Here is a 26,948-nt window from a genome sequence, read left to right as displayed (position 1 = left end):
TTCAGCCCTGCTGAGCCCAGGCGGCAAAGTCCGAGTAACCACGTTCGGTACCGCCAAACAACTCAGCGCCTTCCAGACCGGCTAACGGGTAACCCTTCTCCAGCCGCAGTGGCAGATCCGGGTTGGCCACAAACTTGCGTCCGAAGGCGATAAAGTCTGCATAGCCTTTTTCCAGGACCCACTCAGCAAGCTCCAGGTCGTACTTACCGGCCACCACAATCGCATTACGAAAGCGCTCGCGCACGGCTTGGCGGAAGTCTTCGGGAAACTTGGGGGCATCATCCCAGTCCGCTTCGACCAGGTGCAGATACGCAATATTTTTGCCCTGCAAATAGCGGGTCGCTTCCAGCAACGTCGGCAGAATGTCCGGGCAAGCCATGCCACGCGCCGTAAGAAACGGCGCAACCCGGATCGCTGTGCGATCGGCCCCCACTTCATCAATTACCGCATCCATGACTTCCCTGAGAAAGCGCAGACGGTTCTCGCGCGATCCGCCGTACTCATCCGTACGCGTGTTCGACGTGGTGCGCAGGAACTGGTCGATCAGGTAGCCGTTGGCCCCATGCACTTCGACACCGTCGAAACCTGCCGTCATGGCATTACGCGCAGCCTTACGATAATCGTCGACGATGGCGTGGATTTCGGCGCGCTCCAGTGCCCGTGGTGTCGGGCACGGGGCCATACTGCCGACACCCGACGCGGCATCCACTTTCCAGATGCTGCCATCAAACGCAATTGCAGACGGCGCGACCGGTAATTCGCCATTGTGGAAGTCGGGGTGCGACATGCGCCCTACATGCCACAACTGCAGGAAAATTCGTCCGCCAGCGGCATGCACCGCATCGGTCACCAGGCGCCAGCCGGCGACCTGTTCGTCACTGTAAATCCCTGGGGTGAATGAATAACCCTTGCCCTGGGGCGAGATCTGCGTGGCTTCAGTCACAATGAACGCAGCCGACGCCCGCTGCGCGTAGTACACCGCGTTCATAGCGTTCGGCACATCGCCAGGCTGGGTGCTGCGCGAGCGAGTCATGGGCGCCATGACGACACGGTTGGGCGTGCTCAGTTGACCAACAACGCCTGGGGTAAAGAGTGTGGACATCGGTGTCTCCTCGTAGATAGTCGGTGGTGCCAATGACCACAGCGTATCTGCGAGGGGATTTCTTGATAATCGACTCAGTTCGGGAAACATATTCCGGCTAATCCGGATAATGCGATGGTAGGCAGACGCAAAGCCCGCATGATCAAAAGACGGTCGGCAACTCAAGCGCCAAAATTAAAGGCAATAGAAATGCGCGGACGCGCCCCTTCAAAACGTCTTACGGAATGCATCAGCCACGACGGAAACATAATGAATGTTCCACTGGTAGCGGCATAAGTCGTACTAAAGCCAGCAGTAACACAATCTTCCACCCTCATGCGCAGCGCAGGATTGTAGGTCGATGCAACCATCCCGCGGGGGTCGATAAACTCAAGGTCACCGCCAACAGCCGGATCTTCCTCTCGCCCGCCGGCATCCACCCAATAAACCCCCGACCAGAATGCCCCCGGGTGGCCATGCAACGCATTGCTGTGCCCTGCCTGGTTAACGTTTGCCCAGGCATTGAGTTTCCATGCAAAACTCGGCTCAGTTAAGCCGTACTGCTCGCTATGCACCGCCGTCAGTTGAGTGGCGAACTCGGTGGCAAAGCCAACCAACGCATCGCAGGCCTGCCCGCCCCATTCCGGGAAGTCGCTCGCCGACTGCCAGCCGCCGTCATTACTATGCTGCGCGCCCAGATCGTCCGCCATGCGACAAGTGATCAGGGTTTTCAGCTCTGTATTGAGTTTTTCTGCATCGGGGTACTGGAGACTGGCCAGGGGAGTTGCAAACAGCCGTCTGATGTTTATCAGTTCAGGGTTTAGCGGGTTATTACTCGAGTGCATTGCGATGCTGACCAAGTTGCGCTAGTTGCAAAAAACTTTACCCGACCCACTAAATAACAGCTGTAAACCTTTGTTAAAGTTTACTGGACATTAGTTAACCACACCCTATCAAGTTGCCGAAAAGTCGAATTCAACCTCAGTCCATATAAACCCCCACCGACACACTCAAGCTGAATACTGAGTGATTACCAGCAGTATCCCGAAGCTCACCAGCAAGGCGCCAAAAGCCCGGTCAATCCATTGTCGTGCAGCCATCAGTTTTTCGCGCACCCTCCCAGCGGAAAAGCACAGCGCAATAAGGCTGAACCACAGCACATGCGCCCCCGCGATAAATAGCCCATAGGCCATTTGCACGGTCAACGCGGTGTCCGGTCGTACTACCCCCATAAACAGACTGACGATAAAAATCGATGTCTTGGGGTTCAACGCATTCGTGAGAAACCCGGTACGCAACGCTTCCAGGTCAGACATCGCGGCAGGTGGCGCGTCCAGCTGTTCAGTCGCAGGCCGGGAACGCAGCATCTTGATCCCCAAGTAGACCAGATATGCCGCTCCAGCCAGCTTCAACGCATTGAACAACCAAGGAGTCTGTTGCAGCACCAACCCTAATCCGAGCAGCGTGTAGCCCACATGAACCAGCACCCCCAGGCCGATTCCCACAGCGGTGAGCACACCTGCCCGCCGGGACAGGAGCAAGCCGTTACGAGACACCATGGCGAAATCCGGCCCTGGACTGATGCATGCAAGGAGTGTGATGGTGATTACTGCTATCCATTCGCCCATGTTGTAGCCTTTGAATTATTGGTTGTGTAAGGCAATATTTGCAGATCCTCTGCTTGGGTAATAACGATGATTTCTGAAGAAAATAGTGACTACAACTCACTGATTTCTGAGACGCGCATGCCCTCCCTGCTTGCATTGCGCTGCTTCGAATCCGCTGCTCGCCTGGAAAACTTCGCCCGTGCGGCTGACGAACTGCACCTGACACCCGGCGCCATTAGCCGCGCCGTGCGCCTGCTGGAAGAGGATTTGGGCGTTGACCTGTTCGAGCGACGCAGCCGAAGGGTGTTTTTAACGGAGCCCGGAAGACGCCTGGCAAAAGCCGTCAGTGAAGGGCTCGGGTTGATGAACCAGGCCGTGCGCGGGATACGCAGCGACGCCCGTCGAGCGCGCCGGCTTGTCTTATCCTGCGAGCCAACGCTGCTGATGCGTTGGTTGATCCCTCGCTGGAGCGACTTCCAAACACATCATCAAGGGCTGGACATTCACCTGGTTGCCGGCGGTGGCCCCTTCTCATTCAACCAGGGCATCGACCTGGCCATACGGCGGGACGATTTCCCACGGCCTCCCGGCTACCATGCCGAGACACTATTCCCAGAGAGGGTCGGCCCTGTATGCCGGCCGGACAAAGTAGCTGAGTGGTTTGGTAAAAACGGCAAATCCCTGCTCGCCTCGGCCCCGCGCCTACAGACGACTAGCCGGCCTACGGCTTGGCAAGAGTGGGCCAACGCAAAAGGCCTGCCCACTCCGACCATGGAAATGCAATCCTTTGAGCACTTTTACTTCAGCATCCAGGCAGCGGTTGCAGGCCTTGGAGTAGCCATTGGTCCGTGGCACCTGGTGCGCGACGATATCGAAAGCGGTGTATTAGCCGCGCCATTGGGGTTTGTTGAAGATGGCTCGCGGTACTGCCTGCTATCGCCGGCAGCCCCCAAGCCAGGCAGCATGGAAATGGCGTTACTTAACTGGTTGCAGGAGCGATCCTAAATGCCAGGCAACATTCACCCAGCGAAGGACAGACAGTGCTTATAGTATTCAGCGGCCTTCCCGGCACCGGAAAAACCACTCTCGCCAAGGACCTCGCCGCGACGACAGGCGCCGTCTACCTGCGCATCGATACCATTGAGCAAGCAATCCGAAACTCCGGAGCGCTTGCCCAAGACGTGGGACGCAGTGGTTACGTGGTCGCTAATGAGCTTGCACTGAGCAATCTCCTGCTAGGCCGCACCGTCATCGCCGACTGTGTAAACCCGGTAAGCGAAAGTCGAGTAGCCTGGAGCGAAACCGCCTCAAAGGCCGGTGTTCGGCTAGTCAATATCCAAGTGATTTGCTCTGATAAAAATGAACATCAGCGACGGGTAGAAACACGGAGGGTGGATATTCCGGGGCTGACGCCACCCACCTGGCAGTCGGTGCTCAATCATGAATATGAAGCGTGGGCCCCCGCCCCGTTTTGCATAGACACTGCCCTGGCTTCACCGGCGCAAGCGGTGTCGATGATCACGAACCAATTCCTGCCCAGGGGAGAAGGTGTGATTAGCGAGCAATGACATCGACAGGGCTGCAAATGTAGGATTTATGCAAAATGGTCTGGAGAGGCATATGGACGTTGCAACACTCGCATTATTCCTGCCCGCCTGCTTTGCACTGAATATGGCGCCAGGGCCCAACAACCTGCTGTCCATCAGCAATGCAACGCGCTACGGATATCGCACAGCCTGCATCGCAGGCGTGGGGCGCTTGCTGGCATTCGCCATCATGATCGCACTTGCTTCGGCGGGCCTGGCGGTGGTGTTGCAAACGTCAGAACTGATCTTCTACGGGATCAAAATAGTCGGCGCGGCGTACCTTTTCTACCTGGCGTATCAGCTGTGGAACGCCGCACCGCAAGCAGCAGCCGAATCAGAAGCCTCTGGGACGGGGTTGTGGGGGCTGGCCAGGCAGGAGTTCCTCGTCGCTGCCGGCAACCCCAAAGCCATCCTGATCTTTACCGCGTTCCTACCTCAATTCGTTGACCCCACGGCAGACGTTGGCGCTCAGTTCCTATTGCTCGGGTTGCTGTTTCTGATACTGGAGTGGATCGCCATTGGCGCCTATGCCTATATCGGGCTGCATATGCGCCGCTGGTTTACGCAGCCTCGCGGCAAGAAGATTTTTAATCGTTGCTGTGCCGGTTTGTTGTCTGCGGCTGCCTCGGCTCTATTGATGGCGCGGCGTGCCTGATCCTAGAAACAGGAGCGTTTTATTTTCGAAGCAGCTGCACCAGTGCCCCGGACGCATTGTGTTTAGCACACTAGGGCGAGGCCTGTGTCAGGACGCTGGCCCGGTGGCAATGGATTCTTGCTCTGCCACAACCTGGTTACGCCCCTGTTGCTTGGCGCGGTACAGCAATTGATCTGCCTTATGGAACACATCATCCATCGAGTCGCCGGATCGCCAGAGCGCAACCCCCAGCGAAACAGTAATGTGACCAACAGCCTCCAGGGCGGTGGATGCGATCGAGAGTCGCAAACGCTCTGCGATGTCTACAGCGGCAGCGATTGAGCTATCGGGAAGCAGCAAAACGAACTCTTCCCCCCCTACACGGCAAAGCAGATCGGTCGGCCGAGAGTTCTGTTTCATCAGGTCTGCCACCGATCTGAGCGTCTCGTCACCTACGTCGTGGCCAAAGGTATCGTTCACTCGTTTGAAATGATCAATGTCCACGGAAATCACAGCAATCGTCTTCTTCGACTCCAACCACACCGTGAGCGCGTCTTGCATTGCGCGACGGTTTGCCAGCCCGGTGAGTGGATCACTTTGAGCCTGGTGGTTGAGCCTGCCGATTTTTTCCTGCAGTAGGCTCACGCTAAGCAAAAGTGCCCGACGTAACTGCCAGCTTTCCAGGTAGTCCACAGGGATGGCGCTGATGCGCTCATAGCTTTCCGGCACGTCCAGGCGTCCGGCGCTGTCCGCCAAGCGGGACAACGGGTTGGAGATTCTCGACCCCGCCCACCATATTAGTAGCAAACCCAGCAGGCCCAGTGGCACGATCCCTTTAGCCACCTTCAGCGCGGTAACGCTCAAAGTTTCCTGAACAACGCCCATTGGCTGTTGCGAGACAATGCCCCAACGGCTGCTGGGTATGCCCGCGTAACCCGCAAGCATTTCATTCCCATCCCGGTCGACCGCCTGGAGTGAACCATTAGCCTGACTCAGTGCAGCATCTACAATCCGATCATGGTCAATGAGCCTGCCGATTTGTTGAGGGTCAGGGTGGTAGAGCACACGCCGCTGACTGTCTACGAGATAGACATATGCCCCATTTTGTCGACGGTTCAAATCCATCAGCGCTTGAAGCGTATTCTGCTGCTCCAACCTGAGAGCCCCGCCCACCAGCCCGAGGTACTGCCCATTTGCATCGAAGACCGGCTGGGATACGAAAACCACCAGATTGCCAGTGATAGAGTGAAATGCATTACTGACCAGTGGCTTACGCCGCTCGAGCGGTTCGCGGCTTTGAAGAGATTGGCCGTTTAGCTGCAACCGCTCTGGCGCAGATGCGACGATAGTGCCGTCGGCGTTGGTAATCAGCACTGAGTTGAAGCTGTTGTCTTGCTCAAGCAGCCGTCGAGCCTCGACAGCCAACAGTTGGCGATCAGAGAAGTTCTTTGAAACGATGGCCGAGCCATATTCAAGGCGGTCTAGATCAGAACTCAACACCCCTTCTACCGCTGCTGCGATACGAGCAGCGTAAGCTCGGTTGCCTTCCAGCGCGTTTTCAATGAGCTCTCGCTTTTGGATCTTGAACATTACCCAGAATGTATTGGCAAGAGTGACTGCGGCACTGAACAGCGCAAAGGTGAGCAGTACGATGCGTAGGTTCAGTCTGGGTTTCGGCTGAGAAGGCATTCGGTGTTCCAAGGATATGCAGGTGTAATTTGCTGAAGTCTCAGCCATCGGGTAGAGAATGCACGTCCGGGTGCTTCTAGCTATTGGACAACACCTGCAGGATCTTAAATGGTGGCAACGTCAATGGTTAGTGTCTCATGCATAAGCCCCTGTCACCAACGGCCAGGCCCTGATGAACAGGCCTGGCCAGCAAATAGGCACCGTGGCTCACGCGATTGGGGCATCTGATGCGACTCGGCCTACACTGTTAACGAGAACAAAAAACAGGACAGATTTATTTTCGCAGAGCCCACTACGATAAATAAATCTGCCCCCGTTAGGCTTACTGCTCCAACTGCCCCTGCAGATGCCGGTACCCAGCCGCTTGAATGAAATCGGCCAAATGCCAAATCGCTCCGTTGGCTGCCCAGAAGCCATCTGTGACTTCATCAAGGATGATCGAGGTCATGATGATTCGATGGTCGTCCGCTGCTTGCGACCGGGTGACGGCTTGATGCAAACGCTGCACATAGTCACTTCGCATGGCCGCATTCAGCACACCCCCGGGGACCCTGACCTGCACGATACAGGGGATGGCGTGAGCGCTGATATCCACTGAACCACATGTCCAGTAGCCAGAGGCCACTTCATCAATGAGCACCCAGCACAGACTTTGTTGACGGGGATCGTCGCCGACTTGCTCGACCTCGATGGCCACTTTCGTCACCTCTTCGCACAGCAGTACTCGTTGTTCGCGAGAAAAAGAACCTTGAGGCACCTTGATCAGTATATTTGGCATAGGGGTTAGCACTCGATGAAATGGAGGCGTTATTAAGCCAACCCTCGAGCACCGCAACCAGCGACCGATTTGACATCTTTCGTGCATAATCGGCCAATGAACGACTTCACAATCCTGATAACTGCCGGCGCCTTTGCCTCCAGTGTCGCACTGACTCTGGATATCCTCTCAACGGCGGCCTTGCGCGCCCAGCGCTTGGGCACCGCTGTACCTCGCTGGCAAGTCTGTGGGCTGAACACAGATTGCGTGACGCTCGGCCACGGTATGCAGATTGCGGTTCAGCCCTTGGCGATCAGCCCGCACGACCGTTCTTGCTGGATCATCCCCGGCATCGGGGTGGCTGACGCCCTCATGATTGAGCATCGATTGCAACAGGCGGATATTGCGCTGCTGACGACGGCATTGCGCGCGCATGTGCAGGCCGGGGGGCATGTCGCCGCATCATGCTCTGCGGTGTTCGTGCTACAGGCTGCCAACCTGCTGGCAGGACACTGTGTGACCACCTCTTGGTGGTTGGCTCCCTTACTCCAGCAGCGGGCACCGGAGTGCCAGGTAGATGCCGAACGCATGGTGATCCACGACCCGCCGTTGATGACGGCGGGCGCCGCGCTAGGTCATACCGATCTGATGCTGCATCTTCTGCGCAGCCATTTCTCCCCTGCTTTGGCGAATGACGTTGCTCAGGTTCTACTTATTGATGGTCGGCAACTGCAGTCGCCGTTTATGGTTCCGGCAATGATGGCCCAGGGGAACGAATTGATCGCACAATTGACGGCTCATATTGAAGCTTCGCTACCGACAATTATCAGCGTCAGTACACTCGCATCCGACTTTGGATTGTCAGAGCGGACCCTGTCTCGGCATGTCCACAAGGCCACCGGATATAGCCCGTTACGGCTGATCCAGCGTGTCCAGGCCCATAAAGCACGGGAACTGCTGGCAAACAGTAAATACTCGATCGACACCATTGCCGAACACGTTGGATACAGAGATGCCACCTCCCTGCGACGACTGATAAAAAAAATGCTGAACGTAACACCACGGCAACTGCGTTAACTGCCAAGCCGGGACAGATCTATTCTCAGGGAGACTCAATAAATAAACCTTTCCCCTTTCATCAAGCCTCTCAGGGCGTCGCCCTTGAGCAAACTCGGCTAGGCGCGTTCACGTCGGTATAGCGGACTCTACTGGCGACCGTACTTCCGGGAGCTTTTCCAGTGTCTGACATGCCGACCCATTTTGCTTACACACAACGCTTCAACGCCGTGCTCGCCTACATTGATGCCAATCTCGAAGGCGACCTGTCGGTGAAGACGTTAAGCGGTGTAGCAAACTTTTCGGCATTTCACTTCCACCGACAGTTCACCGCGTTCGTTGGCGTGCCGGTCTCACGATATGTGCAACTGATGCGCCTACGCCGTGCGGCACATCGCCTGGCGGCCGTCGCTGATCATTCGGTACTGGATGCCGCACTCGACGCCGGCTTTGAAAGTCCCGAGGCATTCTGCAGGGCGTTCAAGCGGGCGATCGGTATGACGCCGAGTGCGTTCAGCAAGGAACCGAACTGGCAAGTCTGGAATACGGTGTTCGCAATCCCTCACTTTTCCAGGACTATCATCATGCAAGTAAGGATCGTAGATTTCCCTGAGGTCAAGGTAGCAGCGCTTGAGCACCGCGGGCCAGCGGGGCTCGTCAGCGAGAGCGTGCGCAAGTTCATCGAGTGGCGTATGCACAGCGGACAGTCGCCGCAGGCATCGAGTCGCACCTTTGGCATTCCCTATAACAACCCCGATACGACACCTCCACAAGCGTTCCGCTTTGCGATCTGCGGCGAGATTCATGAGGCTGTGGCGCCAAATGAGTTTGGCGTGCACGCCCTCGTCATTCCTGGCGGCCGCTGCGTCGTGGTGCGCCATACGGGTTCACCGGATCATATTGGCGAAACGATCTATCCGATTTACCGCGACTGGCTTCCCACCAGTGGAGAAGAACTTCGTGACCAGCCGCTGTTCTTCAATTACCTGAGCGCCTACCCCCAGACACCGATGGATCAATGGCAAACAGATATTTATGTTCCACTGCAGTAGGGGAATAAGCTGCCTTCGACCTTGAGTTGGCGGTAGCGAGCGAAAATCGGGGCAGATGTATTTTTAAAGGTAAATCTGCCCCTTTTCACTCACATATCCCCCAACGCTCTCGCAATCAGATCGACAAAATGGAGGTTGATGTGGAGGATCGCAAGCAAAGCCGAGTCGTCGTCATAGGCGCGGGCATAGTGGGCGCGTCCCTGGCTTATCACCTGGCAGGCAAAGGTGCAGATGTTACGTTGGTAGACGCCGGAGATATTGCGTGCGGCGTGACGGGGACCTCATTTGCATGGATCAACGTTTCTCACAGCGGGTTCGACCCTATTGCGCAACTGCGCGGCTTGGTCCTCAATGAGTTCCGTCGACTCGACATGGAATTACCCGACCTGAACGTTCGATGGACAGGTGCCCTAACTTACGGCACGAACCTGGATGAAACGCTGCAAAGGGCAGGCAATACAACTGCAGAACATTTAGTGTCCCGCCCCCAGATTGTCGATATTGAACCCAATCTCAAGCATCCCCCTGAACAGGCCTTATACGAAACCCAAGCGGGTGCCTTGGATGCGGTACGAGCAACCCACGCCTTGATTGCAGGCGCCAAAGCGCATGGGGCCAATGTATTAACCCATACACGGGTTCTCGGATTTAGAATGCTGAATACTCGAGTTACAGGACTCGAAACCACCGCGGGAATAATTGACGCAGATATCGTTGTAATCGCAGCGGGGATTGGTACCAAGAAACTCACCGACATGCTTAACGTTTCTCTTCCTATAGAAGAATCTCCAGCCATTTTTATTCGTTACAAGGCACCCGCCAACCTAGTGCAGACCATAATTTCCAGCCCCGCAATGGAAGTCAGACAAGAAGAGGATGGGACGTTGCTAGCCGCAGAGGATTATCTGGGTGATGCCCTGGAAAACCAGGCAGAAGCGATTGCGCTACGAACAGCCCAGGCCATCCGGGACGAACTTCATGGGGCTGATTCCATTGAGCCGGAATTGGCATGTGTCGGGCTAAGACCATTTCCCGCTGATGGCATTCCCATTGTCGGTTACTTGCCCTCAGTCAGCGGTGTATATGTTTGCACAATGCACCCTGGCGTTATCCTTGCCCCGATAGTAGGGCGTCTGGCCAGCGAAGAGATAATGGACGCCACCGTGGCCCCTGCCCTCGGCCCTTGCCGCCCTGACAGGTTCATTCAACCTTAGTCCGTGCTGGTTGACACCACCATGGCCACTAACTTTCCATGCCTGAGGCTGTCGGCTACCAGTACATTGTTTGCCAGCAGCAGCCCATGACCGGTGATCGCAGCGTTCACTGGGTTTTGAGGGTGGGCTAGTTCTACTGTGGGTGCCACTGGTGGCATGGTGGCTGGAAATTTCCTGGTGGGCTGCACTGGTCACCGATCTGGGGCTGTTCGTGTTCTTCTTCTTTTACGCGCTGGCGTTTCAGTGGGTCTTTGATAGGGTGTTTGATGTACCAGAGTCCGCGAAGGAGCAGGTTTCGGTTAACCCGTAATCCTCCCGGAATCCCGATTGGCCCACCTGTAGCAGCACTAGGATTTGTGCATGAAAAACGCCACCAAAGCGATTGAGAACTACATCTTCGGCAAGGACGGAAATCGGCCAGACTTGTTGCGGCATGCTTTCAGTCCAGACGCAACTCTTACCATGCTGGTGCAGACAAGCACCATCCAATTTCCCCCCAACGTCCAGGGGCGCGAAGATATTGCTGAAGTACTGGTACGCAGCTTTAGCCTGCAATATGAGAACGTTTATACATTCTGCTTCGGTGCCCCTCCAAAGCCCGAAGCACATGCTCATAGGTGCAAATGGCTGGTTGGCATGTCAACAAAAGCAACTGGAGAGTTGCGCGTAGGCTGTGGGGAATATCATTGGGTCTTTTCACCGCAAAGCGGCCTGGCCATGCAACTGTCCATTACTATCGAACACATGTTGGAGTGCCCTTCCCAGCATATGCAGAAAATAATGGATTGGCTTCAAGGTCGCAGCTATCCATGGTGTGAACCTGCCGACATGCTCGATTCGGCACCGCCACTCACTTGCCTCCAGCCGGTTCTTGTCTACGTTGCTGCATGACCCCTATGGTTGTAAACGTTCGCGAGCGTACGCGTTCTTTCGTGTAGCCAAACTGGCGCTTGATCACACGAAAGGCATGTTCAACCTTGGCCCGCACCTACGCTTTGGCGTATTCAATCTTGCGTCGCATACAGCCCGATCAAGCTCTTTTTTCCGCGCCTTCTATAGCTGCTAGGACGCGCGGCGATCGCCCACATCATCGCGCGGTTCTGATGCTCGGCACGCTTCTCCTCACCGGTACAACCCGCATCGCCGCACACATACGTTTGCCGGCATACTCGGCATCGGCGAAGGACATCTGTTTCTCGGTGCAAAAGCGCCTCGCATAATGGACGTTATGGCTAAATTCAGCGCCGATACTTCGCTATTATCCCAGCGCTAAATGCCTCGATTCCGACGGCATAGCGACCATAACGTCACAGACATTATGCTTAACACCGATAGCGACCTGGAACACCGCGCGCCAGATTCAAAAGCAGCCACCGTAGTCCTCGGCTGACCGGCCTTCGTTTGGCCTTTGGGCCATCGGACTTTTACGGCTAGTCAGCACACCGTTCACCAACACTATGGTGAACTCGATAACTTTGCCCGTCGTAACGCAGCACTGGAAAACACAAGCCCGGGCCACCGACCCCAACATCAGGCCAACCATTACTGCCTTTGCTAGCGAGAAACTCAGCGACACCGCTTTCTTTGAGCATGAGTTTCCAGTGGCCGTCAGGCTGCTGACTTACCAGATAAAATCCAGTACCTGCTTGCCCATAACAGTAAGTGCTGCCTTCGGTAATCAACGCATCCGGTCGGCCGTCACCGTTCAGGTCCTCAACCAATTCCATGGTTACCGGCCTGTAGCTACCAGTTTCCTGAATTTCACACTCCGACGTCTCTTGGTTAAATCCAGCAGCGTGGAATGCTTTTATCTGCTCGCTACGCGGTAGTTCATCTGCCTGCGCCGTAACACTGCTCACGAAACATGCCACCCATAGACCTAACGTAAAACTTCCCTTCATATCGACCGTCCCTTTATGATGCTCAACGTTATTAAGTATCGTGCATGTACCCACACAAGCATCTTGGATAAGTTGGCCGTTTCACATGGGTGCGCGTGCGGTACAGCATGCCTTCCGCAGTACCAGCGACGCTAACGACACCCTCAGGAAAAACAAGACCACGGACTGCATTTTTACAGGTGCCAATGATCATTTCGACCGCACCCAAGGCTCGGCCTTCACGGAGGTAAAACCGGCGATTAAGCCACCCTCCAATGGGTAACCTCGCAGCTGATGCGCGCAAGGTCACGGTCAAGCCGATTAACTCAGCACCGTCGTACCTAAAGCTCTTCCTTGCCAAGCCGATAGCCCGACGAAGCTCTAATAAAGCCGCGTCGATAATAAACGCTTCGTAAGGACGACCTCCATGCCCACACTGCGCTCCATCCAGACCCGCTACACCCTGTTCCTGGTGCTGTTCGTCCTGGTGTTATCGGTACTAACCGTCGTCGGCATCGGCCAATTGGTCGCCCCCACGTTAAAACACACTGAAGAACAGGTGGTGCTCAACCGCATCGCCGAGGTAGCTGTGCAGATCCAGGGCGAACTCAACAAGGTTCAAGCCCAGCAACGCAGCATCACCCAAACCATCCCGCTGCTCGACAGTGACGCCATCGACAAGGTGCTGCCCGGCCTGGTGGATCAGTATGGCGAGCTGAAAGTCTTCGGCGGCGGTATCTGGCCGCTGCCCAACCAGCGCACGCCGGGGCGCAACAAGCACAGCACGTTCTGGCACCGCGATGCCTCGGGCAAGCTGGCGGTGAATACGTTCTGGAACAGCGACGCCGCACCCAATTATTACGACCAGAGCTGGTACAAAGGCGGCCTCGCCTCGCCCCGTGGCCAATGCGCCTGGGCCGCCGCCTACAAGGACGACGCCAGCCAGGAGCCGCGCACCAACTGCGCCATGGCCATCCAGCGGGACGGCGCGGCCTACGGCGTCGCCACCATCGACGTGACCCTGGGCTTTTTCAATGAGCTGGTGGCCAGCAAGGAAAAAGACATCGGCGGCCAGATGCTGATCGTCGAAGGCGACGGCAAGATCATCAGCAACAGCACGCGCATCAGTAGCCCGGTGGTGCTCAAGAACATCAGCGAACTGACCGGCACCTCGGCGTTTGCCGCCCAGGTCAGCAAGGCCCTTGCCCATCGCGACCAGGCCCTGCAGCGCGGTGAATTCGACAACCAGGGAGTGGCCAGCACCTTTTACATGCGCCCAATCGAGGGCACCCCGTGGTTCCTCGCCACTGCCCTGCCCACCTCGCTGATCACCGCCCAGCGTGACGATGTGCTCGGCAGCCTGGCGCTGCTGCAAATCCCGATGGTACTGCTGCTGGTGCTGCTGGCGTTCTATGCGATTCGCAATCTGGTGCAACGCATGAAGTCGCTGCGCACCAATATCGACTCGCTGTCTGCCGGAGATGCCGACCTGACCAAGCGCATCACCATCCGTGCTGAGGATGAAATGGGCGCCATCGGCCACTCGGTAAACCGCTTTATCATCTACCTGCAGAACATGATCGGCGAAGTGACCCAGGCCACGGGCGCCATGGCCTCGGGGCTTGAGCAATTGCAGCAGACGTCGGCGCAGACCAACCGGATTCTGGTGCGGCACGCCTCGGAAACCGATCAGACGGTCACGGCCATCACCGAAATGAGCTCCACCGCCGACACCGTCGCGCAAAACGCCGCTGAAACCGCCTCGTTCACCCAGCGCGCCAACGAACACGCCGACCGCTCCCGCGTGGTGGTGGGCGAAGCCTCGACCAGCGTCAGCGCGCTGATCGGCGAAGTGGCCAGCGCCACCCACACCGTAGAAAACATGCGCCAGGACGCCGCACGTATCACCGAAACCCTCGGCGTGATCGGCGCGATTGCCGGCCAGACCAACCTGTTGGCACTCAACGCGGCCATTGAAGCGGCGCGTGCTGGCGAACAAGGCCGTGGGTTTGCGGTGGTCGCCGACGAAGTCCGGGCGTTGGCCGCACGCACCCAGGCCAGCACCTCGCAGATCAACGAGATGTTGGCGCGCCTGACCACTGGCGTGAGTTCGTCGGTGACGGCAATGGAAAACACCCAGGCCAGCTGCCAGTCAGCGGCGGATGCCACGGCACGCGTCAACACTGGGTTGGACGAAATGGCCGGCTCTGTCAGCCATATCAACAACCTCAGCACCCAGATCGCCACCGCGGCCGAGCAGCAAAGTGCGGTGACCGAAGAGATCAACCGCAGCATGGTGCAGATCCGACATATGGTCGAAGAGCTGGTGGAAAGTGGCCATGCCACTGAAACCAATACGCAAAGCCTGCTGGATGCCAATGGCCGGGTGATTACGTTGATGAGCCGCTTCAAAGTGCGCTGATAAATGAGTGAAACACTCCCGTGCAAACCACGGGAGTGGGACTATTCTGGCAGATCCCAGTGCGAGATTTCGCCACATAGGCGGTGTGTCATGCATGCTGCTGGGCATTCTGTCCATGTGGAGCGGTCAGTCGACTAAAGCGATCAGAGAGCTTGAGCTTGGGCTCCCCAAGCTACACCGCGTAACGATGCAAGCCTCGTCATTGAACCTGGAAATCGAAGGGCTGATTTTTATTCCAGACCAGAATCCACTGAGGGGCCAGAACTGCCGGGGCGCAACAACCGCCCCCATCACAAAGCCGGAGGTGTGCGCCACAGCAGCGCGCGCCATTCCTGCCGATAACGCAAAGATCGTTTGCCTCTGCTCCGCTGTCAGGTCGTTATTGCTCACCTCTCCCTACAGCTGGTTAGCCTACCGCTACCCAATGCTCGTTCCCCAAGTCCTGAAACTTCTGCGCCGGCGCTTCAAAGCCTTTTGACTTGATCGGGCTTGGTTGCTCGAACTCATGCAAGAGCGCCTTGAAATCGCGCTTACGGTCAACGTCCGGCATTGGGACGGCGCTGAGCAGGCGCTTGGTGTAAGGATGTTGAGGGTTGCCCAGGACCTGATCGCGGCGGCCAATCTCGACGATCTGACCGCCGTACATGACGGCCACACGATGACAAATGCGCTCGACCACCGCCATGTCATGGGAAATGAACAAGTAACTGAGCCGATGCACCTCACGCAAATGCTCAAGCAATTCCAGCACCTGAGCCTGAACCGAAACATCAAGGGCCGAAACGGATTCGTCGGCGATGATGACTTTCGGGTTGAGCGCCAGCGCCCGTGCGATACAGATGCGCTGGCGCTGGCCACCGGAGAACTGGTGGGGGTAGCGATACATCGTGTCGACTGGCATGTCGACTTGGCGAAGCAGTTCAGCGACCCGTTCCTGGCGTTGCGCCAGGGGCAACTGGTGGTGAATCAACAAAGGCTCGCCCACCAGTTCCAGGATGTTCTTGCGTGGGTTCAAGGCCGCATAGGGGTCCTGAAACACCATCTGGATATCCCGCCGCACCGCATGAAGGTCGGCGCCTTGCAGGCCGTTGAGCTCTTTGCCGAACAACTTCACGCTGCCCTGGTAAGCCTGCATGTTCATCAGGGCCTTGCCCGTACTGGACTTGCCGCAACCGCTCTCCCCCACCAGCCCCAGCGTTTCGCCCTGGCGCAACTCGAAGTTGACGCCCTCGACCGCATGCACTTGCCGGTTCTCCTCAAACCAGCCGGTACGCACGGGAAAACGTACGGACAAATCGCGAACCTGCAAAATCACCGGCTGCTGGCTGATGTTCTCCGGTTGACCCACGGTGCCCAACACCGGAACGGCTGCGAGCAATTTGCGCGTGTAGTCTGCCTGCGGCTGTGTAAACAGTTGACGCACCGGTGCCTGTTCTTCGGTACGGCCATGATTCATGACGACCACTTGGTCGGCCATTTCCGCGACCACGCCCATGTCGTGAGTGATCATCAGCAAGCTGGTGCCGTACACCTGCTGCAACTCGCGCATCAATTCCAGAATCTGCGCCTGAATAGTGACGTCGAGCGCTGTGGTCGGTTCATCAGCAATCAACACCTTGGGCCGGCAAAGCATGGCCATCGCGATCATCACACGCTGGCGCATGCCACCGGAGAGTTCATGGGGGTACTGCTGTAGACGTTTTTCGACCTGCGGCATGCGTACCGACGCCAGCATTTCCTTGACTCGCAGGCGTAGGGCCTGACGCCCCAGCGGTTCGTGGCGCAGCAGCGTTTCCTCCAACTGCTGACCAACGGTCATCAGCGGATTCAGCGAGGTCATCGGTTCCTGGAAAATCATGCCAATCTCTTTGCCACGCAACTGCTGAAGTTCGCGCTCAGGCATCCCGATCAGGTTGCGCTCGGCAAACCTGATAGCACCCTCCGCCACCCGCACGGCCTTAGGCAACAGCCCCATGATCGCCAACGACGACAGTGATTTTCCGCTACCGGACTCTCCGGCGATACACAGCGTCTGTCCCGGATACAGGTCGAAATTAAGGTTATCGACCACCCGCCGGGGCGTGGCCCCCAGGCCGACATCAATGGATAAATGCTGCACCGACAGAATCGGCTTGGAGATCCCGTTACTCATCAAAGCTCCTCGCGATTGAAGCGGCATACATCAAGCCGCTCGCAATGAAAACGCATCAGGCAAACACGACTTTCGGGAAGTAGAACGACACCACCCAGTTGGGCAGGTCGACAACTTCACTGATACGCAGATCGCCGCATACCGAACACAACATATAGGCCTGCTCTGCCGGCATAGCGTGTTCACGGCACAGCCAGTCGATGGTATTGCTCACGGCTTGACGCGCCGCTTGCATCAGGTCCGGGCCGATCCCGGTGAACGCTTCGTAGCCGGCAGAATCGAGGTGGCGTGTGACCGGGCCAGGTGTGCTGAAGCGCGGGGTTGCCAGCGGGGTATCCTTGATCAGGTCGATTTTCACCACCACGTCCATGGCGCTTTCAATCGCGGTGCCACACACCTCTCCATCACCTTGTGCCGCGTGGGTATCACCGATCGACAGCAATGCGCCACTGACCTCCACCGGCAAGTACAACGTGGTGCCAGCGGACAGGTCCCGGATGTCCAGATTGCCGCCGACCCGGCGTGGTGGAACCACCGAATGTAACCCCGCCTGCGCTGGGGCCAGGCCGATGGTGCCAGCGAAAGGTTTGAGCGGCACACGGGCAAAATCACTGAACGCCGCAGGGGCCAGGTTGACCTTGTCGTAATGCCACAGGGCCAGGGCCGGGTCCTTGAACTGGTCGGCCAGCAGGCCGAAGCCCGGAATATTCGCCGTCCAGCCAAAGCCGCTGGGCTTGAAACTGTCGAGGGTAATTTTGAGCACATCTCCTGGTTCAGCCCCTTCGACGAAAATAGGCCCGGTAACCGGGTTGATTTTGTCGAACGGTACCTTGCCCACGTCACTCACCACCGAGTTGGGCGTAAAGAACCCGTTGGACGAATCAAGGCAGCAGAATTCAAGCATAGAGCCCGGCGTTACCCGTGCGGTTGGTTCGAAGCGGTTGTCCCAGCCAAAATGGCTGTTGACACTATGAATGGTCTTGACCAGGCAGTTCTGGCACATAAGGGAAGGTCTCCGCGTTGAAGGCCACGCCTTTTGGCAGGCGTGGCAAAGGCTGATCGTCAGGTCGACCGCGCGTTACTTGAGGTAGATGTAGTCGTAGTTGACCGGCACGTGAACCGGGTCGACGTACAGCGAATCGGAGCCGCCCATGCGCGCAGAACGCACGGTGAAGCGCTGCTCGTTGAAGATTGGCACCCACGGCGCGTCAGCCATCACGTCGATGAAGATTTTCTTCCACAGCGCGATGCGCTCGGCTTGTTGCTCCGGCTTGGCCATGCTGTCGGCTTTGGCCGCCAGTGCATCCAGCGTCTTGTTGCAATACAGTGCCCAGTTCCAGCCGCCGTCAATCGCACCGCCGCAGCCCAGGATCGGCCCGTAGAAGTTCGACGGGTCCGGGAAGTCGGCAATCCAGGCCATGCCACCTGACCACACCATCGGTGCCTGATCCTTGGAACTGCCGGCTGCAATCACGTTGGCTTGTGCCAGGGATTTGATCTGCGCCCGGATACCGACCTTGGCCAGGTCTTGCTGGATGGCTTGGGCGATACGCGGTTGCGGATCGGTGTTCATCACGTACAGTTCGGTGTCAAAGCCCTTGGCGAAACCGGCGTCTGCCAGCAGTTTTTTCGCCGCCTCGACGTCGTAGGCATAGCCTTTATAGTCCTTGTCGTAGCCCGGCATGGCCGGCGGCAGCGGCTGGTTGGCCGGGACCGCACGACCATTGATGATGCGCACGATACGATCCTTGCTGATCGCCATGTTCACTGCCTGGCGTACCTTGAGGTTGTCGAACGGCGGCATCGTGGTTTTCAGGGTCAGGTAGCCGGTTTGCAACTGGTCACCGGTCACCACCAGGTGCTTGAACTTTGGATCGTTCTTGAATTCCAGGAACTTGGCGGGCGGCACACCGTCACCGGCGATGTCGACTTCACCCTTTTGCAAGCGCAGCAGGGCGACCATCGGGTCCTGGCCCACTTCAAAGGTGATGCTGTCCAGGTGCGGCAGGCCAGCCTTGAAATAGTTGGGGTTTTTCTTGAAGACAATCTGTTGTCCAAGCTTCCACTGCTCCAGGCTGTAGGCACCCGTACCGACCGGATGCTTGCCGAAATCGGCGCCCCACTTCTCGACTTCTTCCTTGGGCACCACAGAGGAGAAGTTGATCGCCATCACATGCAGGAACGTCGCACTCGCCTCCTTGAGGGTGATCTTGACGGTGTAGTCGTCCACCACTTCAATGCCCGACAAGTGTTCGGCCTTTTGGGTGCTCATTTCGTCATAGCCCACGATCGGGCTGAAGAAGCCGGCGCCCGGGCTCTGGGTTTTCGGGTTGACGGTGCGCTCCAGGGAGTACTTGACGTCGCTGGCCTTGAGCTCGCGACCGTTCTGGAACTTCACGCCTTTACGCAAGGTGAAGGTGTAGACCGTGCCGTCATCGGAGATGGTGTAGTCCGATGCCAGGTCCTTGACCAGCTCCGTGGTTCCGGGCTTGTAGTCCATCAGGCTATCGAACAGGCTTTTGATCATCGACCAGTTCTGCCAGTCGTAGCCAATGGCGGGGTCAAGTGTGGCCACGTCGTTCTGATAGGTAATGACTGCGGCGCCACCGTCTTTTGCGTTTGGATCGAAGTCATCGGCCAGAAGATTCCCGGCGAACAATGCAGCCGCGATGGCCAAGGATAATGCTTTGCGATTCATGCTCCAGCCCCTTACCTATGATGTGTTTTTTAGTGTTTTTGGATGTCGATGCGCGGATCGACCCATGGGATCACCAGGTCTGCGACCAGATTGCCCAGCACGATGGCGACCGCTGAAACCGTGGTCACGCCGACAATCACCGGAATGTCCACCTGCTGAATGGCTTGCCACGTCAACTGGCCGATTCCCGGCCAGCCAAAGACCGACTCGACCACCACCAGCCCACCCATGAAGATGCCGATATCGATGCCGATCATCGGGATCACCGGCACAATGGCGTTGGGGAGTACATGCCGCAGAACCACGCGCACCCGGCTCAGGCCCTTGGCCCGGGCGGTGCGAATGAAGTCCTGATGCAACACCTCGATCATCGAGGAGCGCACCATGCGCGAATACCAGCCGCTGCCGAGAATCCCCAGGGTCAGCGCCGGCAGCAGCAGATGCTCGAACCCGCCATAGCCCCCTAGTGGAAACCAGCCCAGTTTTACGGCGAAGAAGTACAGGAAGAGCATCGCAGCGATGAATTGCGGGGCTGACACGCCGATGAACGAGAGCGCCATAAGCGCCTTGTCGGCCCAACTGTCGCGCCGCAACGCCGCGATCACACCCAGGCTGATGCCGATCAGCAATTCGAAACCAATACCGGCAGCCATCAACTCAAGCGATGGCCGCAGGCGCGAGCCGATCAACTCGGTCACCGGGCTGCGCTGGATATAGGAGCGCCCCAGATCACCTTGCACCAGGTTGCCCAGGTAGTTGGCGTACTGCCGATAGAACGGCAAATCCAGGCCCAACTGCGTACGAATCCCCGCCACCACTTCCGGTGTGGCACTGCGCCCGGCAATCTGGCGCGCAGGGTCGGCAGGCAGCATGAACAGCAACAGATAGGTGATGAAGGTCACGCCGAGCAAAATCAGCAACGAATAGCCGATGCGACGAGTGATGAAGGCGAACATTCAGCTTCTCCCTTGCAGGGTAGGATCGAGTTCATCGCGCAGGGCATCACCGACCAGGTTGAAAGCCAGCGACAGCAGGACAATCGCGATACCGGGGAAGAACACCAACCATGGCGCGGAGGTGAAATAGGTCTGGCTTTCAAAAATGATGTTGCCCCAACTTGGCGTTGGCGGCTGGACCCCCACTCCCAGGTACGACAGGGTGGCTTCGAGCAGCACCGTGGTCGAAATACCCAGGGTCGCCCATACCAGAATCGTCGGCAGCAAATGGGGCAGCAGGTGCGAAAACAGGATGCGCAGCGAGCTCGCGCCCAAGGTCCTCTCCACCGCCACGAAGTCACGGGCACTCAAGGCGATGGTCTCGGAGTAGATCACCCGGGCAATCTGCACCCAGTTGACCATGGCGATGACCAACGCAACGATCCACACGCTGGGTTGGAAAATCGCCGACAACGCAATCGCCAACAGCAGCGCCGGGAACGCCATCATCAAGTCGGTAAAGCGCATCAGCGTGCTGCCGATCCAGCCCCGCAGAAAACCTGCGCTCAAGCCCACCAAGGTGCCGATCAGCACGGCCAGGCCGTTGGCAAGCAGGCCGATGAACAGTGAGGTACGTGCGCCGTAGATCAGGCGCGACAGCAAGTCGCGACCCAGCAGGTCAGTGCCCAGCCAATACGGCATATCTGGCGGTAGCGGCGCGCCCTCCATTGACAGGCCTTCGACAAATTGTTCGGACGGATCGTGAGGGCTCATCCACGGTGCAAACAGCGCCAACAGCACCACGATGACGATGTACAACAACGACAACGCCACCGCGGGCCGGCGAATCAAGGCGCGCAACACTTTCATTGGCACGCCCCGCCTTGCTGAAGATAATCGGCGGCCATGTCCGCACACAGGTCATCCAGGCTGCGATTAAGGTGCATCGACAGGCTGCGCAGGCGCTCATAAGCCTCGCGCTCGTCAATCTTGTGCTCAACCATCAACCGCGCCAATGCCTGGGCCAGCAGAGGTCGCGCATCGAGGCGCTGGCGCAGCGCTTCGAGGGTTCGCGCATCACTGTCCAATCGCTCACGCAAACTGATCGCCATCATCAGCGTGGTGTAGACAGAGCCCTGGGTAATCGGTTTGTTCAACAAGGCGGTCGCCCCCAGTTCGATGGCGCGCTGGATCTGCGACAGGGTTTCGTGGGGCGTCAACGCCACGATTGGCACACCGGTGCTATTAAGCCGTTGCAGGGTGGCGGGACTGGCGAAGTGCTCCAGATCGACCACGGCGGCAAAGCAGCCTTCAAGCGAATCCAGCGCGTCTTCAAACAGCGCCTGCGGCGTGATGCCCAGGCGTTGCAGGCTTTTCTGCAGACTGGCCAACGTACGCGGTTCGCAGTCAACCAACAGCAACCGACCACTTTCGAAGTCCGGGCGTTTGAGCAGGCTCATTTGACGATCCTCAGGCGGGGCGCTGGCGCAATCGTGCGCAGGCGTTGGAATTCACTCAGGTCAGTGGCAGTCAGGTAAGGATCGGCTGGCAACGATTGCGCTTCACTGTGCAGTACGACAAAGCGCCCTTCGCGCAATTCGGCGATATGGCAAGGCTGGCTGCAGTGATTGTTGTGCGCAGAAATGTTTAACGTGCCGAGCACACTGTGCTGGGGGTGTTCGTAGAGGTAGTTGCAAATGAGCTCGGGATCGTCGCTGCCACACTGGTCCAAGGCCTTTGCAAACAAGTGCAAGGCGACGTACATCCCGGTGTAAAAATGCGACAACGGGTACAGTCCATGTTGGCGGCGTTGCTGCTGGCTGAAAGCCCGGTCTACATCCTCAAAAAATGGGCCGCACGACAACAGGCGCAGGCTCCGCATGACGCCGACTTCAGGCAGCTCGGCTTCCGTCAGGTTGCAGCTCAACACCGGTAGATTCAAGCCGACGGCAAGACACGCCGCGTCCAATTGCTGCAAGAAGACGTAGGAGGACTCACCGACTAGATTATTGAGCACAAACGCCGGTTTTTCAGTTATCAGGGTCTGGATAAGCTCACTGAAGCGAGTCGTGCCCAAATGCACGTACTTTTCCAGAAGCACAGTGCCGCCTGCGACATCGAGCACTTCCCGTGCGACGCGGTTACTTTCCCAACCCCAGATGTAATTCGAACCGATCAACGCAGCGCAAGAACCAAACGCCTGCAAGGCATACCGCAACAACGGGATCAACGTCTGATTCGGACACCCGCCCAGATAAAGGACGTTCTCACTGCTTTCAAAACCTTCATACGGACAGGCGTACCACAACAGGCTCCCGTTCTGCTCGAGGTCCGGAATGATTTCCTTGCGGCTGGCCGAGGTCGTCGCACCAAAAATATGCCGAACCCCGGCCTGCATCAATTGAACAGCGCCTTCGCTGTAACTGTGCAAGAAGCCCTGCGGATTGATATGGGTAACTTGTAAGGTAAATGGGTAATCGGGATTGGCATTGATTTCCTGCAGTGCGTGTGTGGCCCCTGCCAGAGCATTCCGGCCTATGCACTGGTAAGTCCCATCGATAGAGAGCAAGAGTCCGACATCGATTGTGTGGCGCATTTATTCACTCCAAAAAAAAACCTGATAGACCAGTGGACTGGTCGATCAGGCTTCATTACCTGGCGCTTGGGCGCATGATGTAGGCAAGACTTAAAGGCCGGGGCCTGGCTTACTCGTTTATTTCTCTATGGAAAAAGTGTGCCAAATTGGTTTTTTGCTGAAAATCGGCCTTATCCGCAATGCTCATGACAGCCAGCGCACCGGTCTGAGCCGTAGCACTGTATTTTGCACCTAAGAGGTGCACATCAAATGTGAGGTTTTTGACGGGAACACTGCCCGCTTTATGAATGGGTGTGTAACGTAAATTCCCAGGTCGCCGACCTTGGAAACTGACAAACCTCAATAGCCGGTGTGACGCAACGTAATAAAGGGCACGCTGATGTAGTACGCGCGGCGTAGCAGAAGCGAACCGCCCTTGTATCAATCGGGTGTGGGTTCCATCTAAGACGAAGAACACTAAAAATTAACGCTTCAAGCTAGGGTTAGCAAAGTCAGTTACGGAAGCGATCGTCAAATCTTAGGCAATAAAAAACCCGTGGACCGTTGATCTACAGGGCTTTCAAGATGCGAGCGCTGACGCCATCATCGATGTTCCTCCGGATGTCCTCAAAGCAGTGAATGTCGGTCTCGGTGATTCTTTGAGCATTGAGCGGGTCGACGAATCGATAGTGCTAAATCCAGTCAGTGAGGTTGACGCGAAGACCTAAGGCCGACGCTGTTGAACACGTCTGTTTTCCCAAATCACCAGAAAACCGCTAGCTAAAAGCACGTTTTTTGTACACGGTTATGTAAAGCCCAAGCCCAAATACCTGTGCGGCGACGCCGGGTTTAAATCTCATGCGCGTGCTTTTCTGCCGTGAAAACCACATCCGACTTTTTCAATAATATCGGCCAAAAGCAGGCTGCCATAAAAGTGCGCCTGTGCCTTCGCTGGCTCGAAGCTGATGGGCGATGAGTTTGCTAATCCGCTCAAGTACTTGCTGGCATCGCGATGCGCTATCCTAATCAACTCGTTAAACAAGGAAGAATAATGTGCTCGTCGTCATTTCTGTCGTATCTCAAACTCCCGGCTGTTCTGCTGATTACCTGTCTTACAACCGCTTGTTCCAACTACCACTACAAGGATTACCAAGGCGATTGGGTGCCGGACTTGATGACGCCATATGACCTGTCCAATAACACGGCCAATGCGCCGGTGGTGTATTTCGCCACCACCCGCTTTCGCGGACTGGGAATAAAATTCCATCGACTGTTGCTGGCCACGCATGTGGACGACCAACTGCTAGAGGGCGCCGGGCGACGCTCGATCCTCGACGTTTCCGGCAAGCAGGCACTGCGCTTGACCCCGGGCAAGCACTCGTTGAGCTGGTGTTGGGTCTCGATGAATGCCTTGGGTACCGGTGGCGCGAAGTGCGGCTTCGGTGCGCGCGATGTGGAGTTCCGTGCAGGCCAGCGATATGTCGTGGACTTCACCACTCGCGACGACATCAATGGGCCTCCTGGGCGTCAGGTCTCGACCATTACTATCGAATCCGAGATTCGAAATCTGGATACCCATGAAGTGATCTACCCGCTGAAAGGTATTGCAGAGCTGGAGAAGGAATAACGATTGCGACGATCACCGTCACAAACTGAGTTGGTCGGTGATCGGAAGCTACGTGGCAGAGGACAGCTTCCGACTGAATGTTGCCCTTAGCGAGAGACTGCAAACGGCCCAAAGCAGCTGCTCTACAAAGGCGGCTATCGACCCTTCACGGCAGGACATGCCGGCCAAGAACGGCCCTAGGACTTCAATTAAATCGGATATGATTACCCGAACGTTGGAGGCATGAATCAGGCTTAGGTCGGTGCCTGGCAACTGCTTAAATCAAAAGGGAGCACGCATGAGCAAATATCTGGTTTTGTTGTTGGTTGGCGCCGCAGGCGTTGCTCAGGCTCAATCGGTGTGCACTTACCCATGGTATCAATCGATCGATAAGATACTGCATACAACTGACGGACAAGGGCATGGGCCGGATGTAGGCTCCGATGAATGGAAATCGGTGATCGAATTCAAATTAGGGGTTCGCGATGGGGCAGATGTCCCTGAACGAAGTTCCGATCAGTGGTGCCAATACATTGATCAGCATATCAATGGGAAGCAGGCGACCGGGGGCAGTACGGGGAAATCGTCGATAGTCAATGTGACACTTGGCCCTTCTTACGATTGCGCCAAGGTGAAGCCTGGTGCTATCGAAGCGATGATATGTGAGGACAAGGTGTTATCCGCGCTCGATCGCAATCTGTCGGAAGTATTTGCCAGCGCGAGAATCAAGGCCGGAAACGAGCACCCACCCCAGCTTAAAGCAGAACAACGTGGATGGATAAAGGGTCGCGACGACTGCTGGAAGAGTGATGACGTCGGTGCATGCGTGCGCATGGAGTACCAGCGCCGCATCGCCGAGTTGCAAGCACGGTACCGATTGGTACCGGGAACCGGGCCTGTCTATTACGAATGCAAAGGCAACCCTGACAGCGAGGTTGCTGTCATGTTCTTTAAAACCGATCCACCGACATTAATCGCCGAGCGTGGCGACAGCGTATCGCTCATGTACCAGCAGCCAAGTGACAGTGGCGTAAAGTACCTTGGACGCAATGAAACACTTTGGGAACATCAGGCCGAAACTATAATCACTTGGGGATACGAGGTGCCCGAATCACATTGCAAAAGAAAGCTTTGAGCAACGACCCAGTCAGCTGGGTAATTGCATTTTGGCGAAGGCTAGCAAGTGGCTGGAGGCGGCGTTCGTGAACGGATTCAAACGGTCCAGAGTGTGTAAAAACGCATATGGACTCGCGATGACGGTTACGCACCGGTTCGAAGACTGAGCCGCCCCGGGCTTCGTAGACGCCCTTGGTGTCCGTTTTTGGCGGTTAGTGGATGTTTAGTCTCCTTAGTCTCGAGCACAACCCCATGTCCAATCTAGGAGAGGCATAGCGATAACGGCGTCTTAAATTTCTCGAAAGACGGCAGGGTTGCGAAAGCGATCCGAAAAATTGCGGAAGCGATGACCAAATGGCAGACAATAAAAAACCCCGTAGACGTTAATCTACGGGGCTTTCAAGAATGGAGACCGAGGTCGGAATCGAACCGGCGTAGGCCGATTTGCAATCCGATCTGGAAACGTAAGCGGGCTGTGACCTGTAGAGATATTTACTTCCGAAACCAGCACAAAAAATCCCCTCTGGAGACCGCGTAGAATGCGGTCTATCTTCTTTATTTGGGAACTGATTTGCCCCTCCCCTAGCGTCCTGCCGACCGAACACAACCCACCACCAAGCAACCCAACTGCTACGCTGTTCACTCCAAGGAGGAACACCGATGCCGAACTCAGACCTGCTCCCTTACCTGGTGCACCGTCGCCCAGATCGCCTGAAACAGAAGGAGGCGCAGACGGAGGATCACTGGACCCAGGTCGAAGAGCTTGGGTGAGCCTGACTGGCGGCCATGGTGCTGATCGGATTCATAAGACCACTACACACTCTTTCAGGCGTGGATGGCGTCACCCAGTACCTAACCGAGCCAGAGCAGAAACGATGCGGGCCCCCT

The 26,948-nt window shown here is 56.8% G+C and carries 23 protein-coding genes and 2 pseudogenes; 11 read left to right on the top strand and 14 right to left on the bottom strand.

The annotated features are described in order from the left end of the window. Position 1: 1 nt before the first annotated feature. From JFT44_RS21960 to JFT44_RS21950, 3 genes are all read right to left on the bottom strand, one after another. A complete protein-coding gene (locus tag JFT44_RS21960; protein WP_057441981.1) occupies positions 2 to 1,102 on the bottom strand; it encodes an alkene reductase in 1,101 nt (366 codons plus the stop codon). A gap of 161 nt (positions 1,103 to 1,263) precedes the next feature. Then, positions 1,264 to 1,926 carry a TIGR02466 family protein gene (locus JFT44_RS21955; RefSeq protein WP_198831137.1) on the bottom strand — a complete coding sequence of 221 codons (663 nt, stop codon included), beginning with the start codon at positions 1,924 to 1,926 and terminating at the stop codon, positions 1,264 to 1,266. A 165-nt stretch (positions 1,927 to 2,091) separates the two neighbouring features. After that, positions 2,092 to 2,709, bottom strand: coding sequence for a LysE family translocator (locus tag JFT44_RS21950; RefSeq protein ID WP_057445077.1), 618 nt, complete (start codon positions 2,707 to 2,709; stop codon positions 2,092 to 2,094). A gap of 66 nt (positions 2,710 to 2,775) precedes the next feature. Between JFT44_RS21950 and JFT44_RS21945 the strand changes: the two genes are divergently transcribed. The 3 genes from JFT44_RS21945 to JFT44_RS21935 are packed head-to-tail and all read left to right on the top strand — an operon-like array spanning position 2,776 to position 4,929. Next, positions 2,776 to 3,693 carry a LysR family transcriptional regulator gene (locus JFT44_RS21945; RefSeq protein WP_198831132.1) on the top strand — a complete coding sequence of 306 codons (918 nt, stop codon included), beginning with the start codon at positions 2,776 to 2,778 and terminating at the stop codon, positions 3,691 to 3,693. 35 nt (positions 3,694 to 3,728) lie between these two features. After that, complete coding sequence (locus tag JFT44_RS21940; RefSeq protein WP_169961147.1) at positions 3,729 to 4,256, top strand: AAA family ATPase; 528 nt, start codon at positions 3,729 to 3,731, stop codon at positions 4,254 to 4,256. 52 nt (positions 4,257 to 4,308) lie between these two features. Further along, positions 4,309 to 4,929: a LysE family translocator gene (locus JFT44_RS21935; RefSeq protein WP_198831131.1), complete on the top strand. Its 621-nt coding sequence runs from the start codon at positions 4,309 to 4,311 to the stop codon at positions 4,927 to 4,929. Positions 4,930 to 5,016: 87 nt separating this feature from the next. Here the strand turns inward: JFT44_RS21935 and JFT44_RS21930 are convergent, their stop codons facing one another. Beyond that, complete coding sequence (locus JFT44_RS21930; RefSeq protein WP_198831130.1) at positions 5,017 to 6,597, bottom strand: sensor domain-containing diguanylate cyclase; 1,581 nt, start codon at positions 6,595 to 6,597, stop codon at positions 5,017 to 5,019. Positions 6,598 to 6,919: 322 nt separating this feature from the next. Continuing rightward, entirely contained in the window at positions 6,920 to 7,375 is a 456-nt protein-coding gene (locus JFT44_RS21925; protein ID WP_198831129.1) for a tautomerase family protein, read from the bottom strand. Between the two features lie 96 nt (positions 7,376 to 7,471). Between JFT44_RS21925 and JFT44_RS21920 the strand changes: the two genes are divergently transcribed. The 5 genes and pseudogenes from JFT44_RS21920 (at position 7,472) to JFT44_RS21900 (ending at position 11,567) form a co-directional block, all read left to right on the top strand. Beyond that, positions 7,472 to 8,431, top strand: a complete 960-nt coding sequence (locus JFT44_RS21920) for a GlxA family transcriptional regulator (RefSeq protein ID WP_198831128.1) — start codon at positions 7,472 to 7,474, stop codon at positions 8,429 to 8,431. A gap of 161 nt (positions 8,432 to 8,592) precedes the next feature. Continuing rightward, positions 8,593 to 9,462, top strand: coding sequence for a GyrI-like domain-containing protein (locus JFT44_RS21915; protein WP_057959791.1), 870 nt, complete (start codon positions 8,593 to 8,595; stop codon positions 9,460 to 9,462). Positions 9,463 to 9,590: 128 nt separating this feature from the next. Next, positions 9,591 to 10,676 carry an FAD-binding oxidoreductase gene (locus JFT44_RS21910; protein ID WP_198831127.1) on the top strand — a complete coding sequence of 362 codons (1,086 nt, stop codon included), beginning with the start codon at positions 9,591 to 9,593 and terminating at the stop codon, positions 10,674 to 10,676. Positions 10,677 to 10,782: 106 nt separating this feature from the next. Further along, a pseudogene (locus tag JFT44_RS21905) lies at positions 10,783 to 10,986 on the top strand (chlorhexidine efflux transporter); the annotation flags it as partial. Between the two features lie 50 nt (positions 10,987 to 11,036). Further along, positions 11,037 to 11,567: a hypothetical protein gene (locus JFT44_RS21900; RefSeq protein WP_057959793.1), complete on the top strand. Its 531-nt coding sequence runs from the start codon at positions 11,037 to 11,039 to the stop codon at positions 11,565 to 11,567. Here the strand turns inward: JFT44_RS21900 and JFT44_RS28755 are convergent. Together JFT44_RS28755 and JFT44_RS21895 are read right to left on the bottom strand one after the other, a co-directional pair. Next, positions 11,527 to 11,836, bottom strand: a pseudogene (locus tag JFT44_RS28755) (transposase); the annotation flags it as partial. The gene JFT44_RS21900 and the pseudogene JFT44_RS28755 overlap by 41 nt on opposite strands. Before the next feature lie 270 nt (positions 11,837 to 12,106). Continuing rightward, positions 12,107 to 12,577 carry a hypothetical protein gene (locus JFT44_RS21895; protein ID WP_178118172.1) on the bottom strand — a complete coding sequence of 157 codons (471 nt, stop codon included), beginning with the start codon at positions 12,575 to 12,577 and terminating at the stop codon, positions 12,107 to 12,109. A gap of 406 nt (positions 12,578 to 12,983) precedes the next feature. Between JFT44_RS21895 and JFT44_RS21890 the strand changes: the two genes are divergently transcribed. After that, complete coding sequence (locus tag JFT44_RS21890) at positions 12,984 to 14,978, top strand: methyl-accepting chemotaxis protein (protein WP_057959795.1); 1,995 nt, start codon at positions 12,984 to 12,986, stop codon at positions 14,976 to 14,978. A 406-nt stretch (positions 14,979 to 15,384) separates the two neighbouring features. On the opposite strand, the gene JFT44_RS21885 is transcribed toward JFT44_RS21890, so the two are convergent. The 7 genes from JFT44_RS21885 to JFT44_RS21855 all read right to left on the bottom strand — a co-directional run bounded on the left by JFT44_RS21885 (position 15,385) and on the right by JFT44_RS21855 (position 23,359). Then, positions 15,385 to 17,130 carry an ABC transporter ATP-binding protein gene (locus tag JFT44_RS21885; RefSeq protein WP_057959796.1) on the bottom strand — a complete coding sequence of 582 codons (1,746 nt, stop codon included), beginning with the start codon at positions 17,128 to 17,130 and terminating at the stop codon, positions 15,385 to 15,387. Positions 17,131 to 17,185: 55 nt separating this feature from the next. After that, the gene (locus JFT44_RS21880; protein ID WP_057959797.1) at positions 17,186 to 18,133 is read right to left on the bottom strand and encodes an acetamidase/formamidase family protein; all 948 of its coding nucleotides are present in this window, start codon (positions 18,131 to 18,133) and stop codon (positions 17,186 to 17,188) included. A gap of 75 nt (positions 18,134 to 18,208) precedes the next feature. Next, positions 18,209 to 19,828, bottom strand: a complete 1,620-nt coding sequence (locus JFT44_RS21875; RefSeq protein ID WP_057959798.1) for an ABC transporter substrate-binding protein — start codon at positions 19,826 to 19,828, stop codon at positions 18,209 to 18,211. Between the two features lie 29 nt (positions 19,829 to 19,857). Next, positions 19,858 to 20,784 carry an ABC transporter permease gene (locus JFT44_RS21870; RefSeq protein ID WP_057959799.1) on the bottom strand — a complete coding sequence of 309 codons (927 nt, stop codon included), beginning with the start codon at positions 20,782 to 20,784 and terminating at the stop codon, positions 19,858 to 19,860. Next, positions 20,785 to 21,633, bottom strand: a complete 849-nt coding sequence (locus JFT44_RS21865) for an ABC transporter permease (RefSeq protein WP_120732765.1) — start codon at positions 21,631 to 21,633, stop codon at positions 20,785 to 20,787. Beyond that, positions 21,630 to 22,223: an ANTAR domain-containing response regulator gene (locus tag JFT44_RS21860; protein ID WP_057959801.1), complete on the bottom strand. Its 594-nt coding sequence runs from the start codon at positions 22,221 to 22,223 to the stop codon at positions 21,630 to 21,632. The genes JFT44_RS21865 and JFT44_RS21860 overlap by 4 nt, the downstream gene beginning before the upstream one ends. Then, complete coding sequence (locus JFT44_RS21855) at positions 22,220 to 23,359, bottom strand: transporter substrate-binding protein (protein WP_057959802.1); 1,140 nt, start codon at positions 23,357 to 23,359, stop codon at positions 22,220 to 22,222. Before JFT44_RS21855 ends, JFT44_RS21860 begins: the two co-directional genes overlap by 4 nt. Before the next feature lie 1,030 nt (positions 23,360 to 24,389). Here JFT44_RS21855 and JFT44_RS21850 point away from each other — a divergent pair. Next, positions 24,390 to 24,965: a hypothetical protein gene (locus JFT44_RS21850; RefSeq protein WP_120732763.1), complete on the top strand. Its 576-nt coding sequence runs from the start codon at positions 24,390 to 24,392 to the stop codon at positions 24,963 to 24,965. A gap of 277 nt (positions 24,966 to 25,242) precedes the next feature. Then, positions 25,243 to 26,079, top strand: coding sequence for an MliC family protein (locus JFT44_RS21845; RefSeq protein WP_198831126.1), 837 nt, complete (start codon positions 25,243 to 25,245; stop codon positions 26,077 to 26,079). Positions 26,080 to 26,948 lie beyond the last annotated feature (869 nt).

The organism is Pseudomonas sp. MF5691 (genome assembly GCF_016405645.1).
Taxonomy (GTDB): Bacteria; Pseudomonadota; Gammaproteobacteria; order Pseudomonadales; family Pseudomonadaceae; genus Aquipseudomonas; species Aquipseudomonas shahriarae.
This window is presented reverse-complemented; position numbering and strand designations above follow the sequence as displayed.

Excerpts from the sequence above, each read along its gene's own strand:
- JFT44_RS21895 (WP_178118172.1), bottom strand. The coding sequence starts at position 12,577 with ATGAAGGGAAGTTTTACGTTAGGTCTATGGGTGGCATGTTTCGTGAGC.
- JFT44_RS21845 (WP_198831126.1), top strand. The coding sequence starts at position 25,243 with ATGAGCAAATATCTGGTTTTGTTGTTGGTTGGCGCCGCAGGCGTTGCT.
- JFT44_RS21960 (WP_057441981.1), bottom strand. The coding sequence starts at position 1,102 with ATGTCCACACTCTTTACCCCAGGCGTTGTTGGTCAACTGAGCACGCCC.
- JFT44_RS21855 (WP_057959802.1), bottom strand. The coding sequence starts at position 23,359 with ATGCGCCACACAATCGATGTCGGACTCTTGCTCTCTATCGATGGGACT.
- JFT44_RS21875 (WP_057959798.1), bottom strand. The coding sequence starts at position 19,828 with ATGAATCGCAAAGCATTATCCTTGGCCATCGCGGCTGCATTGTTCGCC.
- JFT44_RS21900 (WP_057959793.1), top strand. The coding sequence starts at position 11,037 with ATGAAAAACGCCACCAAAGCGATTGAGAACTACATCTTCGGCAAGGAC.
- JFT44_RS21930 (WP_198831130.1), bottom strand. The coding sequence starts at position 6,597 with ATGCCTTCTCAGCCGAAACCCAGACTGAACCTACGCATCGTACTGCTC.
- JFT44_RS21920 (WP_198831128.1), top strand. The coding sequence starts at position 7,472 with ATGAACGACTTCACAATCCTGATAACTGCCGGCGCCTTTGCCTCCAGT.
- JFT44_RS21910 (WP_198831127.1), top strand. The coding sequence starts at position 9,591 with ATGGAGGTTGATGTGGAGGATCGCAAGCAAAGCCGAGTCGTCGTCATA.
- JFT44_RS21955 (WP_198831137.1), bottom strand. The coding sequence starts at position 1,926 with ATGCACTCGAGTAATAACCCGCTAAACCCTGAACTGATAAACATCAGA.
- JFT44_RS21850 (WP_120732763.1), top strand. The coding sequence starts at position 24,390 with ATGTGCTCGTCGTCATTTCTGTCGTATCTCAAACTCCCGGCTGTTCTG.
- JFT44_RS21925 (WP_198831129.1), bottom strand. The coding sequence starts at position 7,375 with ATGCCAAATATACTGATCAAGGTGCCTCAAGGTTCTTTTTCTCGCGAA.
- JFT44_RS21870 (WP_057959799.1), bottom strand. The coding sequence starts at position 20,784 with ATGTTCGCCTTCATCACTCGTCGCATCGGCTATTCGTTGCTGATTTTG.
- JFT44_RS21935 (WP_198831131.1), top strand. The coding sequence starts at position 4,309 with ATGGACGTTGCAACACTCGCATTATTCCTGCCCGCCTGCTTTGCACTG.
- JFT44_RS21865 (WP_120732765.1), bottom strand. The coding sequence starts at position 21,633 with ATGAAAGTGTTGCGCGCCTTGATTCGCCGGCCCGCGGTGGCGTTGTCG.
- JFT44_RS21890 (WP_057959795.1), top strand. The coding sequence starts at position 12,984 with ATGCCCACACTGCGCTCCATCCAGACCCGCTACACCCTGTTCCTGGTG.
- JFT44_RS21885 (WP_057959796.1), bottom strand. The coding sequence starts at position 17,130 with ATGAGTAACGGGATCTCCAAGCCGATTCTGTCGGTGCAGCATTTATCC.
- JFT44_RS21860 (WP_057959801.1), bottom strand. The coding sequence starts at position 22,223 with ATGAGCCTGCTCAAACGCCCGGACTTCGAAAGTGGTCGGTTGCTGTTG.
- JFT44_RS21950 (WP_057445077.1), bottom strand. The coding sequence starts at position 2,709 with ATGGGCGAATGGATAGCAGTAATCACCATCACACTCCTTGCATGCATC.
- JFT44_RS21880 (WP_057959797.1), bottom strand. The coding sequence starts at position 18,133 with ATGTGCCAGAACTGCCTGGTCAAGACCATTCATAGTGTCAACAGCCAT.
- JFT44_RS21945 (WP_198831132.1), top strand. The coding sequence starts at position 2,776 with ATGATTTCTGAAGAAAATAGTGACTACAACTCACTGATTTCTGAGACG.